Genomic DNA, 15,777 nt, shown 5'->3' on the forward strand with positions numbered 1-15,777 from the left:
TTTAATGGAACAAAAATAATCGAAGGTGGGATGACCAATGTTACAAAGAAAGTTAAATATAGCGAATTTAAATACACCTATTCAAAAACTAGACCAATTAAGTAGTACATTAGGAAAGCAAATTTATGTAAAACGTGATGACTATACGGGAACAGAAATATCTGGAAATAAAGTCAGAAAGCTAGAATATACGATTCAATATGTGTTTGATAATGGATATGACACAGTTATTACAACGGGAGCTATTACTTCAAATCATGCCCGCGCAACAGCAGCATTATGTGCTAAATACAATCTAGAGTGTCATTTGGTATTACGAGGAGATGCAGCTATTTTCGAAGGTAATTTATTTTTAGGTACGATGCTCGGTGCAAAAATTCATCAAATCAGTGCTGACACTTCGAGAGAAGATACAATGGATGAACTGTATCATCAATTAAAGTCTGAGGGTAAACATCCGTTGATTATACCCGTAGGTGCCTCGGATTGGATTGGTACTCATGGATATATCAATGCATATGAGGAAATACTTAAACAACAACAAACGATGAATATTCATTTTGACTCTATCAATGTAGCAGTAGGTTCAGGTGGTACATATGCAGGCTTGTGGTATGGGAACAACGTACATAATGAGCAGACAAAAGTGATTGGTTATGCAGTCGATCAAAGTGCGCCTGCCTTTACCGATAAAGTGAAAGAAATCATACATGATATAGATAAATCAGTAACATCATTCTATTCAATAAATATTAATGATCATTATATTGGTTTAGGATATGGTCAAGCTACGGATGAAGAATTAGCATTCTATGTTGAAATTGCGCAACAAGAGGGGATTATTTTTGATCCTACTTATACTGGTAAAGCCTTTCGTGGTTTAATCTCCGAGATAAAGCAAGGAAACTATAATAATCAAGAGCACATATTATTTATTCATACTGGTGGTCTACAGGGCTATACAGAAGAGACAAGACAACGCATTCAACACATGATTAGTAACCAAGATTAAGTTGACCAATGTAAAATATATTTGAATTTTAGATAGAATATAAAGCTAAATTGAAAAGACTATAAAAAAGCAAATTGATTGCTATTTTATAGGACAATGTTTCATAATGAGATACACTTTATGTGGTAAGGAAGGTGGTCATAAGTGGAGCAATTATTGTCAACAATTGCAGCATATCAGGATTTTGTTCATACGCATAAACTAGCTGTCATACATGTTATGAGAGATAATTGTAGTGTGTGTCATGCTGTATTACCACAGATCAGAGGTTTAGTCGAAGAGTATCCAGGCGTAGTTCTAGGCGTAATTAATCAGAGTGAATTAGAAGCCATTGCAGGTGAATTAAATATCTTCACTGTACCTGTTGATTTAATATATTTAGAAGGCAAAGAAATGCATAGGCAGGGAAGATTTATTGATATGCAATTATTTGAAAAGCAATTAAACTTAATGTATCAAAGTATAGCGTGAAAAATGAATATAGAAGGAAGTATGGATGCTTCTTTGACGAACAATCACTCAGTTGGCATGGTTCGTTGGAGAAGCTTTCTTTATGTAAAGTGCTAGCTATAAATGTTGTGCAAAATAAAAGATGGTTTCATTAAATAAGTTGTATCTTTATTAAATGAAATATTGTATTATAGTGATAATCAATAGGGGGAGGTTAATTGTATGAGAATTGAGCGAATATGTCCCGACGAAGCTGAAGCGCTATATCGTTGTATGAAACAAATTGATAAAGAGTCACAATTTATGCTGTATTTGCCCGATGAAAGAAATTTTAATCAAGAAAAGTTAGCAGAAGAGCTTAAATTAAACTTTTTTATCGGTGTGAAAACAGATAACAATGATATTGTAGGATATTTAATGGTTCATATTAGTACAGTTTCTAAAATAAAGCACATTGGTTATATTGTTATTGGAATGATGAATGATTATCGTAAACGTGGATATGCCACACAGATGTTTGAGGAAACATTGAAATGGGCTGAACGTAAGGGTTTGAGAAGATTAGAATTAACTGTGATAACGACGAATACCCCCGCAGTGAACTTTTATGAAAAGTTAGGATTTAAGATAGAAGGTATCAAACGTCAATCTATATTTATGGACGAACATTACTTTGATGAATTGTATATGGCAAAGTTATTAAATGAAGGTATAGATGGAGATAATGGCATAGTTTGGTAATTTCTACATTGAAGCACTTTGTACGTTATGCTTAATACATAATTTTATAAAACAAAACCTTTTTCAAATAAATATTAATTCATTATGATTGGAAAAGGAGGCGATAATATGCTGAAAAAAATAATGCTTGTACCATTGATAACCATTGGTGCTACCTTTGCTTATGCTAAGATTAAGGAGAAGAGAAGTTACAAAAGCTTTCTCATTGAACAGGTATTCAAAATGACAAGAAGTAAATTGACATTTTCGACAGTTGAAGGGGCGCAGCGTGCACAATCTGTCACTCAATATGAAACGAAAGGATTGCATCAGCAACCGAAACATCAATTTGAGAATACAGTAGAAAGATGTGACCAGAATGATACTACAACTTACATAATTAATCAGCAACCGGATGATGCGCAAGATATTGTATTATATATTCACGGTGGTGCTTGGTTTAAAGATCCACTGCAAGGCCATTTTGAATTTGTTGATCAATTAGCCAGTGAATTATCAGCTACCATTATAATGCCAATATACCAGAAAGTACCTCATGCGGATTATCGTGCGACGTTTAAACTTATCACTGCTATTTATGAGCGTATACTAGACACATATCAAGCTCAAGACTGTTCTCGCATTATTCTAATGGGCGATTCTGCTGGTGGACAAATTGCTTTAGCCTTTGCACAGTTACTGAAGTATAAAGACATGAGACAACCGGATAATATAGTATTAATATCTCCTGTTCTTGATGCAACATTCAATCATTCAGCAACGATTGAATATGAAACTGTTGATCCGTTATTAGGTATACAAGGGTTAAATTATTTCTTGAAACAATGGGCAGCAACGCTTCCACTAGAACATAGTATATTGTCACCAATAAATGGAGATATGACTGGATTAGGTCACATTACATTAGTAATTGGTACAAAAGAGTTACTTTATCCAGATGCGTTGAGGCTATCGACAAAGTTAAATCACAATAACATCGAACATGAATTTATTGTTGGATATAATCAATTTCATATTTATCCTATTTTTAATATACCTGAACGCCGACAAACAATTAATAAATTAAAGCGAATATTGAAGCGATAATTGAATAAACGATGCAATTCGTACCTAAGCTGACGCTTAGGTATAGGTTATTAAAGATATTGAGTAGTGAACATAATTAACAAAGCGTGCGCTTGAACCTTTAAGTTCTTGCGACACGCTTCTTTTATAATATCAAGTTTGCTGTATATTGATTGTTTAATCATTCAGTATCGCTAGGTTGTTTCTTTAACGATAATGTTAAAATTAAAATAATAATTAATAGAATGCCTAGAATTTGTAATGGTAAAAATTGAACATGTAGCCAAAGTGCACTAGAAACAATGGCCATTACTGGTTCTATTGTCCCAAATAATGTAGTTTCCTTTGCACTTAGATAATTTAAGCTTTGGATAAAAAATAAAAATGCTACTGCCGTGCCAAATATAATCCCGAAAGCAAGGTATATACCGGTTGAGTATGTGATATGATTAACATCAATGTGCCAAATTGGTGCTTTGAAATTAAGTAAAATACCTGAAATTAACATTGCCCAACCAACGACTAAAATAGAAGGATAACGTAACAATAACCTCGTAGCATATAATGTATAAAAGGTGAGGGACAATCCTGAAATAATCCCCCAGTAAACACTAGGCATCGGCACAGTTAAATTGCTTATGGAACCATTCGTTAGTAATAAAAATGTACCTGACAATGTCAGTAAAATAGCTATACAGTCAAACATTTTAAATCGTTCTTGTCCTCGTAGTACATACCATATAATAATATATAATGGTGCGATATATTGTAATAATGTAGCCACTGCTGCATTACCGTAGTTAATAGATGCCATATATGAATATTGCACTAATAACATACCGAATATAGAAAAAATAATCAGTTGTATAAAACTACGTTTTGATGTAAATATGATGAAAATGGATTTACGAGGATTAAGTAGCTTATATATAATCAGCAGTAAGATGCCACTAATTAATAATCGTGCTGTAACGTACCAGTTTATTTCAATGTTGCGATGTTGAAATAAAAAATCTGATACAGTTCCCCCTAATCCCCAAAAGGAAGCGCCAGCAATAGCTAGAAAAATACCTAAAATTCTCTTTTCTGTGTTGTGTTGCATAATATCACCTATAAAATATAATTATATTTAAACTATAAGCTAAAATTCAGTGATATAATACGTAAATATCATTAAAAAATAACAATATATAGAGGTGGTGGCATATTGTATAGTGAAATTATTGTTACAGATACAAGAGAAGAATTGGTTCAATATCCGAATCAACAATGGAAACATGTCGTATTGTATACTGTGTTAAACCAAACACGTTTTGGATATATACCATTACATTGGCATAAGGCATTACAATTCATTTATGTAATTGAAGGTGCGTTAGACGTTGCAATGTCAGAACTTAATGTTCCACTTAAGCAAGGAGAAGGACTCTTTATCAATTCTAATACGGTACATGAAATTACAGAACAGGATCACGACACAAAATTTTATTGTTGGAATATAGAACTTACCGATCCATCTAACTACATTGAATATAGTTACGTGAGTCAAATCGTTACCAACGCGACGAAATTACCATATTTAAAGTTAACATCAGATATAGCTATTCACAATCAAATATTAAAATTAATTGTCGAAGCCGCTAATCTATATCTAAGTAAAACGACAGATTACATGTTAGATGTAACTATTAATTACTTTCAAATATTAAAATTTATTAATAGAATAATGGATAACCAAGTGACAACTAACGCATATCATTTTGATTCGCGTGTTAAACAACTGATTGAATATATTCAAAATCATGCTTATACAAAGCTAACACTTGCAGAGCTGAGTCAAGTCATCCACATGAGTGAATCTGAAACGATTAAACTATTTAAACAATATATGCAACAAACACCTTTTCAATATTTACTCAATTTTCGATTGGAACAAAGTATAGACATGCTCTGTAGTAACAGTGAATATACTATTACTGAAATAGCATTAGGATGTGGTTTCTCTACAACAAGTTATTACATCAAATTATTTAAAGTGAAATACGGTGAAACACCGAAACAATATCAAAGACGCATGCGTCAGTTAAATATATAAGTGCAAATACCATAACACCCACTACCTATAGATTAAGGAACATTGTTCGTATTGTGTGAACAATATTAACCTGAAGTAGTGGGTGTTTGATTTATTTTAAATTTTGTAAATATGTGGGGAACATTTCGCTAAATAATTTAACAAATGATAAATATATTGCTTTATCTACATGTTCGTCAACTTGATGTGCTTGGCTAACATTACCGGGACCAAACATTATAAATGGGAATTGTTCATCCTTATCGACTAATAAATCAGCAGCATCTGTTACGCCTGGAGAAGCTTGTGCTTCTAGCTTTGTATTTAAGTATTTCATGGCGAAAGTTTGTGCAATCTGTACCAGTGAATTGTCACCTGTTGTAAAGACTGGTGGTCTTGACATATAAGTATCCATGACGAGTTGTGACTCTGTTGATTCAACTTGTTGAAGGATGCGTTTGAAATAAGAAATGAATTGATTATTATCATGCTCAGGAATTGTACGAATATTAAATTCTGTTTCGGCATGTTCAGGTAATGAATTGACCTGATTTCCGCCTTTGAAGATTGTCGCATTAAGTATTGGTGGACCTAGTAAACTGTTCGTTTGAGTGAAGTCCTTAAAGCCCTCGTCTACAGTATAGACAAATTTTATTAAAGGCTTAATTGCATTAAAGCCTAAATGTGGCATAGAACTGTGTGCGGCTTTACCTTTAGAGGTTACACGTATATCCATCGAGCCTTTATGTGCGTAAATAATTCTGTCTTCTGAAGGTTCGGCAATGATTAAGGCACTAACATCATCCATATAACCTTGTTGATGAAAAGCCTTTGCACCTTCACCGACGATTTCCTCTCCTGCAGTAGCAAGCAGACGAATTTTACCATAGTTTAAAGTGCCAGCAGCTTGAATTTGAATCATACTAATAACAAGAGCAGCTAATCCTGATTTCATATCAGCTGTCCCACGACCATATAACTTGCCATCGACTTCTGTCATAACAAAAGGATCATAATGCCACTTTGAAATATCTCCTTCAGACACGACATCCATATGACCAGATATAGCTAATACTGGACCATGCTCTCCAATTTCTGCAACTAGATTCGCACGCGTTTCAGATAATTTAATAATCTGAGCAGGAATGTTATGTGCCGCTAGTAAATCTTGCAGATAATGACATACTTCAATTTCATTGTCATTTACAGATTTAATACGAACTAAATCACTTAATATGTTTACAATTTCTGTATCAGTTAATTTACCCATTAATAAAACCTCACTTTAAACACAGAATAATAATTCAACTTAATTATAACTTAGTTGATATTAGAATTTGGGAAATTCACCTATGTGTAAAGTGTAGCCTCAAGGTTAAGGTTAAAAATTAAATAAAATTGCGCGATTTATTCATAAAAATAACTCATACATGACTGGTAGATTTAGTGCTATCTACTGACCATGTATGAGTTAATTTTTCATATTGAATGGCTTTATTTTGTGTATTGAATGATTGAGTATCTTTTGGAATACGAGATGTTTCAGAAGTTGTTGCTTCCTTTGAACTATTTGAATTATTATTTTTATTTATATTTTCGACATTTTTATTATTATCAGCATCTAAGACAGCGCCGCGCATATCATTTCCTTGAAAAGTACCAATTAAAATCATGATTAAATAACTACAACATAATACTGCTACGACTGTAAGATAAATTGAAACGGCAAACTTAACAGATCTACTCAATGAACTGCCTCCTAAATATAGTTATTAACTACTTCACATATAATGTAACACTTAATCTTTAATATCATGTAAAGATGCAGTAAAGTTTATATTTTTTACAAAAGCTAATTACTGTAAGAATAAAAATTTATTAAAATTTCTTTGTGGTTTTTATAAAATTATATTTTGTTTATAAAACGTTGTCATAACAGTATTTCAAACGGCACCACAGTGTAATATTACTTGCATTGTAAAGGTTGATTTACATTTAATTAACGCGTCCTTTAAACAGTTAAAACTAAATCAATAACGCCGTGATAGCATATCTGTATTGAATGATAGGGAGTAACTAACCTCATATTAGTTAACTCTTTTTAATAACCATAATTCAAGTATCCTGAGATTCTTAAAGGAATAATCAAGTATTCAAATAAAAATTAAATGTGCTGACGAAAAGAGGGACCCAAGTTGCTACTAATCATAATTTGTGTAGGCTTAATTCTTTGGTTGGGTATAGTCGAAAAGAAACGACACTCACGCCGATTAGAAAGAATACCTATACGTATAAACATTAATGGTATAAGAGGTAAATCAACCATTACAAGATTGATATACAGCACACTGCGTGAGGACAATTACAGAGTAATTGGTAAAACAACTGGCACTGACGCACGTATGTTGTATTGGTTTACACCAAGAGAATATCCAGTCTATAGAAAGCCTCAAGGTGCAAACATTGGTGAACAAAGGGATATCATTCGTAAAGTGGTCAAACACAAAGCGAATGCTCTAGTTAATGAATGTATGGCAGTAAATCCCGATTATCAAATCACTTTCCAAAAGGAATTGGTTAAGGCCAATATTGGTGTGATTGTTAATGTTATGGAGGATCACATGGATGTACTTGGCCCAACATTGAAAGAAGTAGCAGAAGCGTTTACCGCAACAATTCCATATAAAGGGCATCTTATAGTAATGAAAGATGATTATACTGAGTTCTTTGCAAAGGTGGCAAAACGACGTAAGACCAAACTTATTGTTGTTGATAAAGATGAGGTTCCAGAATCTTATTTAAGACAATTTGGATACATAGTCTTTCCAGATAACGTTGCGATTGCAATGGGCGTAGCAGAAGCCTTAGGTATAGATAGAGAAACAGCATTGAGAGGTATGTTGAATGCGCCTCCTGATGTTGGCGCTGTAGAAGTAAAATACTTTAATGCAAACAATTCGACAAACGTCTATGTCAATGCATTCGCTGCAAATGAGCCAAAATCTACGATAGCAATATTAAACAAAGTCGAAGATTACAATTATCCGTACTCAAGCATTGTTATCGTATTGAATTGTCGGGCAGATAGAGTGGATAGAACAAGACAATTTGTTGAAGACTTTATACCTCATGTTGAGTTCGATACGTTAATTTGTACTGGGAAAAGTACACAAATGGTCACTGAGGCAATGAAAAATCAACCAGATAAGAAATACTTGAACTTTGAAGGCAAAAGTATAAAGGCAGTTGAAGAAGCATTATATGCTGAATCGACAAATGCCTTAATCTTCTGTGTTGGTAATATTCATGGACCAGGTAAACAAATAGCGCAATATATAGAAGGGATCAAATAATATGATAGGTTCAGAGTTATATTTTTCATTATTTGTGGGCATCGTATTGAGTTTAATCTTTGCCGAAAAATTTGGTATTAGTCCAGCGGGTCTTGTTGTCCCAGGATACTTAGCTTTAATATTTGATCAACCAGTTATGTTATTATCCGTACTTATCATCAGTTGCATTACATATTTTATTGTAAATCATGGTGTGAGTCGCTTTGTCATATTATATGGACGTAGGAAATTTGCGGCAATGATACTTACTGGTATGGTACTAAAATTTATATTCGATTTAATCTATCCACTGACCCCATTTGAAATGGTGGAAATGTCAGGTATTGGGGTTGTTATACCTGGTATTATTGCAAATACGATTCAAAAACAAGGTGTCATTATTACTTTATCTACATGTATGCTATTAACATGTATTACTTACGTCATCTTATTCTTTTATAGCTTTATTAATTAGTAAGGAGCATGTATATGAAGAATTCAAAACGACTTTCTATAGATGAACGTGTATTAAAGTGGACCAAGCGGCATAAAAAGCGCAACACTATATACACCAGTATTATCTTAATAGCTGCAGTAGTACTGTTAGTATTCACCATGACATCACAAAAAACATATCCAGTTAAGGCGATGACCAAAGCTAAGAATGACATCAGGATGACTTACTTGGGTAATGTTGAATTAAATAAACACATTCGTAAGAACGACATAAATGACGCTTTTAGTGCGGTGAAACCAATCTTGAAAGGGAGTGATTACTCCACAGCAAGCTTGAAATTTTCTAAATTCGCAAATGATAAGAATGGAAATATTAAAGGTAATTTAAATAATGTCATGTTCTTAAAGGGATTAAATATTAAAAGTTTAAATATTATCAATCAGGTGACCGATAATATTACTGCCAGAGATTTTAGTAAAGCAGTTGAAGCTAAAGCAGGTTATAACTATTTAACTGGCAATGGTTCGAATCCTATTAATAGTAAGACTGTTCAACAAACTGTAAAAGGGAAAAAAATTGCAACAGTATCATTTTCAGATGTTGAATCTGACTATACAGATCCTTTGAAAAATACGACATCCATTAGTTTAGAGCCAAATATCTTTATTCCATTAATTAAAAAACTAAAAGAAAACAATGATTACGTAGTAGTTAATGTGGATTGGGGCATTCCTGATGAAAGAAGTGTCACAACACGTCAAAAACAATATGCACATGCTTTATCTGATGCAGGTGCTGATGTAATCATTGGTCACAACACAGTTGTTCAAGAAATTGAACAATATAAAAACACGAATATTTTTTATAGTTTAGGTAATGTTACTTCTGAAGGATTTTTATCTAAAAATAAACAAGGATTAACCGTTCAACAAAATTGGGACGGTAAGAAGTCACAATTTATGGTAACACCGATTAAGTCACAAGGTGGCAAGATTACTGAATCAAGACCAAACAAAATAGAAGAAATAAAACTGTTAAATAATTTGCAAAGTGATAGCGTAAAACTTAAAAAAGAGAATGGAGGTTACGTATATGAACATTAAAGAAAATTGGGTGAGCATTACAGTGATTGTAGTTGTGTTAATCATTTTCTTATTGATCGTTTTTGCCAGAGCAAATGAAGGTCTTGATCAATATGAATTGAATGAACTTAAATCAACGCATCATCAATATCTGTCTAAAGGAGCCTGAGTATGAGCATTTATAATAAACGTGTGCTCATCGTAATACTTATCCTTACTATCATTATTTCTGTGTTATTTTTCTTAGTTACGAAAAAAGACAACTATGATAAAGACGATTTGTATGAGAATAAAATTGCTGATCATAAACAAGACACATCAGACAAAAATTACGGTGTAGCATCAAATAACCCTATCGCGACACGCGTAGGTGAGAAAATAATTAGAGATGGAGGCAATGCAATCGATGCATCTGTAGGTGTCTCTTATGCCTTAGCTGTTACTGAACCACACTCATCAGGTTTAGGTGGTGGGGGTGCAATGTTAGCTTATGATGGACAAGCAAATGTTGCACCAAAACAATGGCAATATAAAGATATCTCATCATTTAATTATAAAAATAAAGATCAAATCGGTACACCAGGTTTTGTTCGTGGTCTCCATGATGCACATAAAGATGCCGGTAAAATGGACGAAAAGAAAATTCTTAACTATGTTATACCACTAGCCGAAGATGGTTTCGAAGTAGACTCAGAATTAGAGCGAAGCTTAAAATTGTATGGGTCTGACGTGGATAGAGATTCTCCTTTCTTTGATGGTAAACAAACGAAACGAGAAGGAGATGTGATTAAGCAACCAGAATTAGCGAAAACACTACGCGGCATTAGAGATAATGGTCCGGATTATTTTTACGATAAAGTCGGTAAAAGTATTTCTAAACAAGTCGATGATAAATTGACTGAAAAGGACTTCAAAGCCTATAAAACAACGAAAAAAGAACCTGTAAGTACAGATTATTTAAATACTAAAATTTATTCTGCATCAAATCCACTAGGCGGTACACTCATGCTACAAGGTATGAAGATTGATGAGGCAACCGATAATAAAGGGGCACCAGACAACCGTTTGGATTACATTACAGGTATATTGAAATCAAGAGCATTAATGTACAGAAATAGAGACATCGTTAATGGTCAGGATGAAGATTACGATCAATATTTATCTCAAGATTATCTATTAGGAAAATTAAACGAAGTTAATTTCAATAGTAACTTCAATACGACGAATATGGATAATACGAGTACTACGCACTTTGTCGTTATAGATAAGAAAGGTAAGTTAGTGAGTACAACCAATACATTGTCTAGTTTCTTTGGTACTGGTAAGTATATGAAAGAAGGATTCTATATGAATAACTCACTTTCAAACTTCTCTACGAATCCAGCAAGTCCAAACTATGCAGGTAAACATAAGGAACCAAGATCATTTACCGCACCTAGTATCGTTGTCGGACCAGATTATTACTTAGGCATAGGAACACCTGGAGGTAACAAAATACCGACTACCATTAATGAAGTACTTGTCGATTATTTAAGAGGCAATGGCACATTGCAAGAATCAATTGATAAACCTCGTTTCTATAATGATGGCGGAAAAATTTTCTATGAAAATGCAACATCTAAACAAGATATAGACATATTCAAAAGTTTAGGATTCCAAATTGAAGAAAAACGCAATGATCCAAACTTTGGTAGTGTACAGGCAGCGCTATTCAATAAAAATGATAAAACTGTCGAAATAGGTCACGATGTAGGTAATAGATAAAATATAATATCAAACGTTTATGATGATTTATCTATAAATGTTTAAACAATCAAAAAAGAATAGATATCCTTATTGTTAACTACAGGTAAGGGTATCTACTCTTTTTTTAAACAGTAAAAGCATGTTGAGGTTTTAGATTAGGATTACCAGCCTTGACCAGCAATATTGTAGTTGTCTAGTTTGCCGGATTGTAAATCTTGGATCGCAGCTTCCAATACATTGAGCGCTTGATCAAGTTGTTCGTAAGTAATAACTAAAGGTGGTTGGAAACGTAAGACATTTCCAGCTACAGCGATAATGACAACACCATGATCGAAACAGCGATTACAAATCTTTAATGCAGCTGTAGCATCTCGAGTCTTATTCAATTTATCGGATACAATATCGATGCCGATTGATAAACCTTTGCCGCGTACATCACCAACAGCAGCATATTGGTTAACCCATTGATCCATACGTTTACGTACGTAGTCGCCTTTATCTTTACTTGCTTGCAGTAAATTTTGGTCCTCAATCATCGACAAAGTAGCTAGCGCAGCTTCACAGCTAACTGGGTTTGCCCCAGTCGTAAATAAGTGAGCTGGTGCATCTAAATAATCCATGATTTCAGCTCGGCCAACAATAGCAGACATCGGGAGACCACCGGCAAGTGATTTACCGAAAGTGATGATATCAGGTTCGATATCAAAGTGTGAAACAGAACTCCATTCACCAGTTCGACCAAGACCTTGTTGAATATCATCAACAGCTAACAGAATACCATGCGCTTTACACAGAGCTTGTAAGGCTTCAAAGTAACCATCAACTGGCTCTAATAGACCGCCATCACCTTGAAATGTTTCAATCATGATGCAAGCAACTTCTTCAGCGGGAACGTATTTTTCAAACATTTCTTTGAGTGGCGCTAAATAAGATTCAACAGAATTAGCTTCTGTATTGCCATACATGCCACGATATTTATCAGGATAAGGGATGTGATAGAAACCAGGTAACATGGGACCATACTTTTTACGCATATTTAAACTAATTGCAGACATGGATAATGAACCATAAGTTGATCCATGATAGGCATTAACGAAACTGATAACGTAAGGTCGACCGGTGTAAGCTTTTGCTAATTTGATTACGCCATCATTAGCATCGGACCCAGACAAGCCGAAGAGTACGCGTTTGTCGTAATCACCAGGTGAAATTGCACATAACTTTTTAGCTAACTTCACGAGTGGTTCATGGTACATGTAGGCTGGTGTGTAATGTATAAAGCGGTCAACTTGTGCCTTAATGGCATTCGTTACAGGTTCAGGTGCATGGCCGACATTTTGTGAACTGGCACTGGATAGTAAGTCTATATATTCATTGCCGTCAACATCGACTAAAGTTGCACCATAGCCGTGTGAGATAGCTAGAGGATAATACGGTATTCTGCCAGGTTTAGCAAAGTATTGGTTATCTTCCATGATGATTTTTTCAGATTTAGACATAATTAATTCGCCTCCCAAGATATGGTGTTTGAGTTTAGCACTATATCATTCGAGGTCCATGTCTTTAAAATACGCATAATACCTCGTTTCATGTTATGCAATAGCGCTTTTGTTAGCTTTAAAATGTAAAACTATAGTTCGTAATCTATGCTATATGTAAAAATATACTAATGATTATCTGACTTGTAAATATATTCTGAAAATTTAAAATTGAATAAAACTAAAATTAGATGTTATTTTCTCAAAAAGGGAAAAATAACATTTATGTATTAAAGTTTTATACAATGACATTAGCAATTATTTTATTTTTTAAAAGTTGTATAAATTATAAAAGTTAGGGTATAAAACTTAAAAGTATTATTCCTGAATTGCTTTAACATGAAAAATACAATTAAATAAGAGTTATTTAATTTCGAATAACGCAACACGCATAAATAAAATTCAAGTAACTAAGCACACAGTAGATAGAGAGAATGTAATTCTTAGGGAGGAATTTATATGATTTATGCTGGTATCTTAGCAGGGGGCATTGGTTCTAGAATGGGAAACGTACCATTGCCAAAACAATTCTTAGATTTAGATGGTAAACCAATATTGGTGCATACAGTAGAAAAATTTCTGCTAACTAATGAATTTGACAAGATATACATTGCAACACCGCAAAAATGGATTTCACATACCAAAGACACATTGAAAAAACATAAAATCGATGATGACAGAATTACCATTATTCAAGGTGGCGCAGATCGCAATGAAACAATTATGAATATTATTGCAGCGATAGAAGCGGAATCTGGAGTTAATGAAACGGATGTAATTGTTACGCATGATGCTGTAAGACCATTTTTAACAAGAAGAATTATTAAAGAGAATATTGATCAAGTCATACAACATGGTGCAGTCGATACGGTTATTCCGGCAACGGATACCATTATTACTTCAGCCGATGGAGAGTCGATACAATCTATACCAGTAAGAAATGAAATGTATCAAGGACAAACACCGCAATCGTTTAATATCAATTTATTACGCTCGAACTATAACAAATTATCTGCAGAAGATAAGCAAGTGTTAACGGATGCTTGTAAAATACTTGTTGTTAGCAATGAACACGTTCAATTAGTGAATGGTGAATTATACAACATTAAAATTACGACACCTTATGATCTCAAAGTAGCTAACTCAATCATAAAGGGTGGGATGTCGAGTGATTAATCAAGTATACCAACTCGTTGCACCAAGGCAAATCGAAGTCACGTACAATAATGAAGATATAAAAAGTGATCAAGTCGTAGTTCGACCGTTGTATTTATCCATTTGTGCAGCTGATCAACGCTATTATACCGGAAGTCGTAATCAAAGCGTCTTGCATAAAAAATTACCAATGTCATTAATACATGAAGGTGTTGGAGAAGTTGTTTACGATCAACAAGGTGAAATTGCAGTAGGAACGAAGGTGCTATTGGTTCCGAATACGCCTACTGAAGTAGACGATACGATTTCAGAGAATTATTTAGCGAGTAGTAAATTTAGGTCGAGTGGTTTTGATGGATTTATGCAGGATTATGTATTTATGGATCATGATCGACTTGTAGAATTGGATGATTCGATAAAGGATTTAAGTACAATTGCATATTCAGAATTAGTAAGCGTGAGTTGGCATGCAATTCAACGATTTAAACAAAAATCTATTTCAAATAGAAAGAGTTTTGGAATATGGGGAGATGGTAATTTAGGATACATTACAGCAATGTTGCTACATAAACTTTATCCTGATGCCAAAATTTATGCTTTTGGTAAAACAGACTTTAAATTAAGCCATTTTTCTTTCGTAGATGCAGTTTACCATATTCATGATATTCCAGAAGGTGTAACATTTGATCATGCTTTCGAATGTGTAGGTGGTAAAGGAAGCCAAGCTGCAATCAACCAAATGATAGATTTGATTTCTCCTGAAGGCAGTATTAGCTTACTAGGTGTTAGTGAATATGGCGTTGAGATTAATACGCGTATGGTATTAGAAAAAGGACTCACCTTGTTTGGTAGTAGCCGAAGTGGTGCGCAAGATTTTAAGGATGTAGCGCAATTATATAAAGATAATCCAGATATTGTAGAAAAGCTATCTTTATTAAAAGGTGAAGAATATGAAGTCAAAACCATCAACGATGCAATACAAGCATTTGAAGCTGATCTGTCTACATCATGGGGAAAGACAGTGATTAAGTGGACAATGTAGCATACGTAGATAATACACAAATTAGAATTGTACAACGTTAAAGTGAAGCTAGTTGATGAAAATATAAACCAACGTACTTAGAG

At 33.7% G+C, this 15,777-nt stretch carries 16 protein-coding genes; 12 read left to right on the forward strand and 4 right to left on the reverse strand.

Annotated elements, in window-relative coordinates:
- Window positions 1-37 precede the first annotated feature (37 nt).
- The 4 genes from ACY191_RS03730 to ACY191_RS03745 all read left to right on the forward strand — a co-directional run bounded on the left by ACY191_RS03730 (window position 38) and on the right by ACY191_RS03745 (window position 3,289).
- Entirely contained in the window at window positions 38-1,012 is a 975-nt protein-coding gene (locus tag ACY191_RS03730; protein WP_229366536.1) for a D-cysteine desulfhydrase family protein, read from the forward strand.
- A 144-nt stretch (window positions 1,013-1,156) separates the two neighbouring features.
- The gene (locus ACY191_RS03735; RefSeq protein WP_042740340.1) at window positions 1,157-1,483 is read left to right on the forward strand and encodes a thioredoxin family protein; all 327 of its coding nucleotides are present in this window, start codon (window positions 1,157-1,159) and stop codon (window positions 1,481-1,483) included.
- Window positions 1,484-1,684: 201 nt separating this feature from the next.
- A complete protein-coding gene (locus tag ACY191_RS03740; protein ID WP_042740339.1) occupies window positions 1,685-2,203 on the forward strand; it encodes a GNAT family N-acetyltransferase in 519 nt (172 codons plus the stop codon).
- Between the two features lie 108 nt (window positions 2,204-2,311).
- Window positions 2,312-3,289, forward strand: a complete 978-nt coding sequence (locus tag ACY191_RS03745) for an alpha/beta hydrolase (protein WP_229366537.1) — start codon at window positions 2,312-2,314, stop codon at window positions 3,287-3,289.
- 160 nt (window positions 3,290-3,449) lie between these two features.
- On the opposite strand, the gene ACY191_RS03750 is transcribed toward ACY191_RS03745, so the two are convergent.
- Entirely contained in the window at window positions 3,450-4,370 is a 921-nt protein-coding gene (locus tag ACY191_RS03750) for a DMT family transporter (RefSeq protein WP_042740337.1), read from the reverse strand.
- Window positions 4,371-4,475: 105 nt separating this feature from the next.
- Between ACY191_RS03750 and ACY191_RS03755 the strand changes: the two genes are divergently transcribed.
- Window positions 4,476-5,363: a helix-turn-helix domain-containing protein gene (locus ACY191_RS03755; protein ID WP_042740336.1), complete on the forward strand. Its 888-nt coding sequence runs from the start codon at window positions 4,476-4,478 to the stop codon at window positions 5,361-5,363.
- Between the two features lie 91 nt (window positions 5,364-5,454).
- Here ACY191_RS03755 and ACY191_RS03760 read toward each other — a convergent pair whose 3' ends face one another.
- Window positions 5,455-6,612: an ArgE/DapE family deacylase gene (locus ACY191_RS03760; RefSeq protein WP_042740335.1), complete on the reverse strand. Its 1,158-nt coding sequence runs from the start codon at window positions 6,610-6,612 to the stop codon at window positions 5,455-5,457.
- A gap of 154 nt (window positions 6,613-6,766) precedes the next feature.
- Entirely contained in the window at window positions 6,767-7,090 is a 324-nt protein-coding gene (locus ACY191_RS03765) for a hypothetical protein (RefSeq protein ID WP_042740334.1), read from the reverse strand.
- A 447-nt stretch (window positions 7,091-7,537) separates the two neighbouring features.
- Between ACY191_RS03765 and pgsB the strand changes: the two genes are divergently transcribed.
- Genes pgsB through ACY191_RS03790 form a run of 5 tightly spaced genes read left to right on the forward strand, consistent with a single transcriptional unit; the run spans window position 7,538 to window position 11,977 of the window.
- Complete coding sequence (gene pgsB / locus ACY191_RS03770; RefSeq protein ID WP_042740333.1) at window positions 7,538-8,695, forward strand: poly-gamma-glutamate synthase PgsB; 1,158 nt, start codon at window positions 7,538-7,540, stop codon at window positions 8,693-8,695.
- A gap of 1 nt (window position 8,696) precedes the next feature.
- Window positions 8,697-9,149 (forward strand): poly-gamma-glutamate biosynthesis protein PgsC, encoded by a 453-nt coding sequence (gene pgsC, locus ACY191_RS03775; RefSeq protein ID WP_042740332.1) that lies wholly within the window; start codon window positions 8,697-8,699, stop codon window positions 9,147-9,149.
- 14 nt (window positions 9,150-9,163) lie between these two features.
- Window positions 9,164-10,234: a CapA family protein gene (locus ACY191_RS03780; protein ID WP_463269905.1), complete on the forward strand. Its 1,071-nt coding sequence runs from the start codon at window positions 9,164-9,166 to the stop codon at window positions 10,232-10,234.
- Complete coding sequence (locus ACY191_RS03785) at window positions 10,224-10,382, forward strand: hypothetical protein (protein WP_162846347.1); 159 nt, start codon at window positions 10,224-10,226, stop codon at window positions 10,380-10,382. Before ACY191_RS03780 ends, ACY191_RS03785 begins: the two co-directional genes overlap by 11 nt.
- Before the next feature lie 2 nt (window positions 10,383-10,384).
- Window positions 10,385-11,977 carry a gamma-glutamyltransferase gene (locus tag ACY191_RS03790; RefSeq protein WP_042740330.1) on the forward strand — a complete coding sequence of 531 codons (1,593 nt, stop codon included), beginning with the start codon at window positions 10,385-10,387 and terminating at the stop codon, window positions 11,975-11,977.
- A gap of 143 nt (window positions 11,978-12,120) precedes the next feature.
- On the opposite strand, the gene ACY191_RS03795 is transcribed toward ACY191_RS03790, so the two are convergent.
- Window positions 12,121-13,458 (reverse strand): aspartate aminotransferase family protein, encoded by a 1,338-nt coding sequence (locus ACY191_RS03795; protein WP_042740329.1) that lies wholly within the window; start codon window positions 13,456-13,458, stop codon window positions 12,121-12,123.
- Between the two features lie 498 nt (window positions 13,459-13,956).
- Between ACY191_RS03795 and ACY191_RS03800 the strand changes: the two genes are divergently transcribed.
- A complete protein-coding gene (locus ACY191_RS03800) occupies window positions 13,957-14,673 on the forward strand; it encodes a D-ribitol-5-phosphate cytidylyltransferase (protein WP_042740328.1) in 717 nt (238 codons plus the stop codon).
- A complete protein-coding gene (locus ACY191_RS03805; protein ID WP_229366538.1) occupies window positions 14,666-15,694 on the forward strand; it encodes a zinc-binding dehydrogenase in 1,029 nt (342 codons plus the stop codon). Before ACY191_RS03800 ends, ACY191_RS03805 begins: the two co-directional genes overlap by 8 nt.
- Window positions 15,695-15,777: the final 83 nt, after the last annotated feature.

It is taken from the genome of Staphylococcus sp. TCBT05 (assembly GCF_055179755.1).

What these genes read in the sequence shown, in the direction of transcription:
- ACY191_RS03730 (WP_229366536.1), top strand. Translation starts at nt 38, where the DNA reads ATGTTACAAAGAAAGTTAAATATAGCGAATTTAAATACACCTATTCAA.
- ACY191_RS03740 (WP_042740339.1), top strand. Translation starts at nt 1,685, where the DNA reads ATGAGAATTGAGCGAATATGTCCCGACGAAGCTGAAGCGCTATATCGT.
- ACY191_RS03745 (WP_229366537.1), top strand. Translation starts at nt 2,312, where the DNA reads ATGCTGAAAAAAATAATGCTTGTACCATTGATAACCATTGGTGCTACC.
- ACY191_RS03750 (WP_042740337.1), bottom strand. Translation starts at nt 4,370, where the DNA reads ATGCAACACAACACAGAAAAGAGAATTTTAGGTATTTTTCTAGCTATT.
- ACY191_RS03760 (WP_042740335.1), bottom strand. Translation starts at nt 6,612, where the DNA reads ATGGGTAAATTAACTGATACAGAAATTGTAAACATATTAAGTGATTTA.
- pgsC (WP_042740332.1), top strand. Translation starts at nt 8,697, where the DNA reads ATGATAGGTTCAGAGTTATATTTTTCATTATTTGTGGGCATCGTATTG.
- ACY191_RS03780 (WP_463269905.1), top strand. Translation starts at nt 9,164, where the DNA reads ATGAAGAATTCAAAACGACTTTCTATAGATGAACGTGTATTAAAGTGG.
- ACY191_RS03785 (WP_162846347.1), top strand. Translation starts at nt 10,224, where the DNA reads ATGAACATTAAAGAAAATTGGGTGAGCATTACAGTGATTGTAGTTGTG.
- ACY191_RS03790 (WP_042740330.1), top strand. Translation starts at nt 10,385, where the DNA reads ATGAGCATTTATAATAAACGTGTGCTCATCGTAATACTTATCCTTACT.
- ACY191_RS03795 (WP_042740329.1), bottom strand. Translation starts at nt 13,458, where the DNA reads ATGTCTAAATCTGAAAAAATCATCATGGAAGATAACCAATACTTTGCT.
- ACY191_RS03800 (WP_042740328.1), top strand. Translation starts at nt 13,957, where the DNA reads ATGATTTATGCTGGTATCTTAGCAGGGGGCATTGGTTCTAGAATGGGA.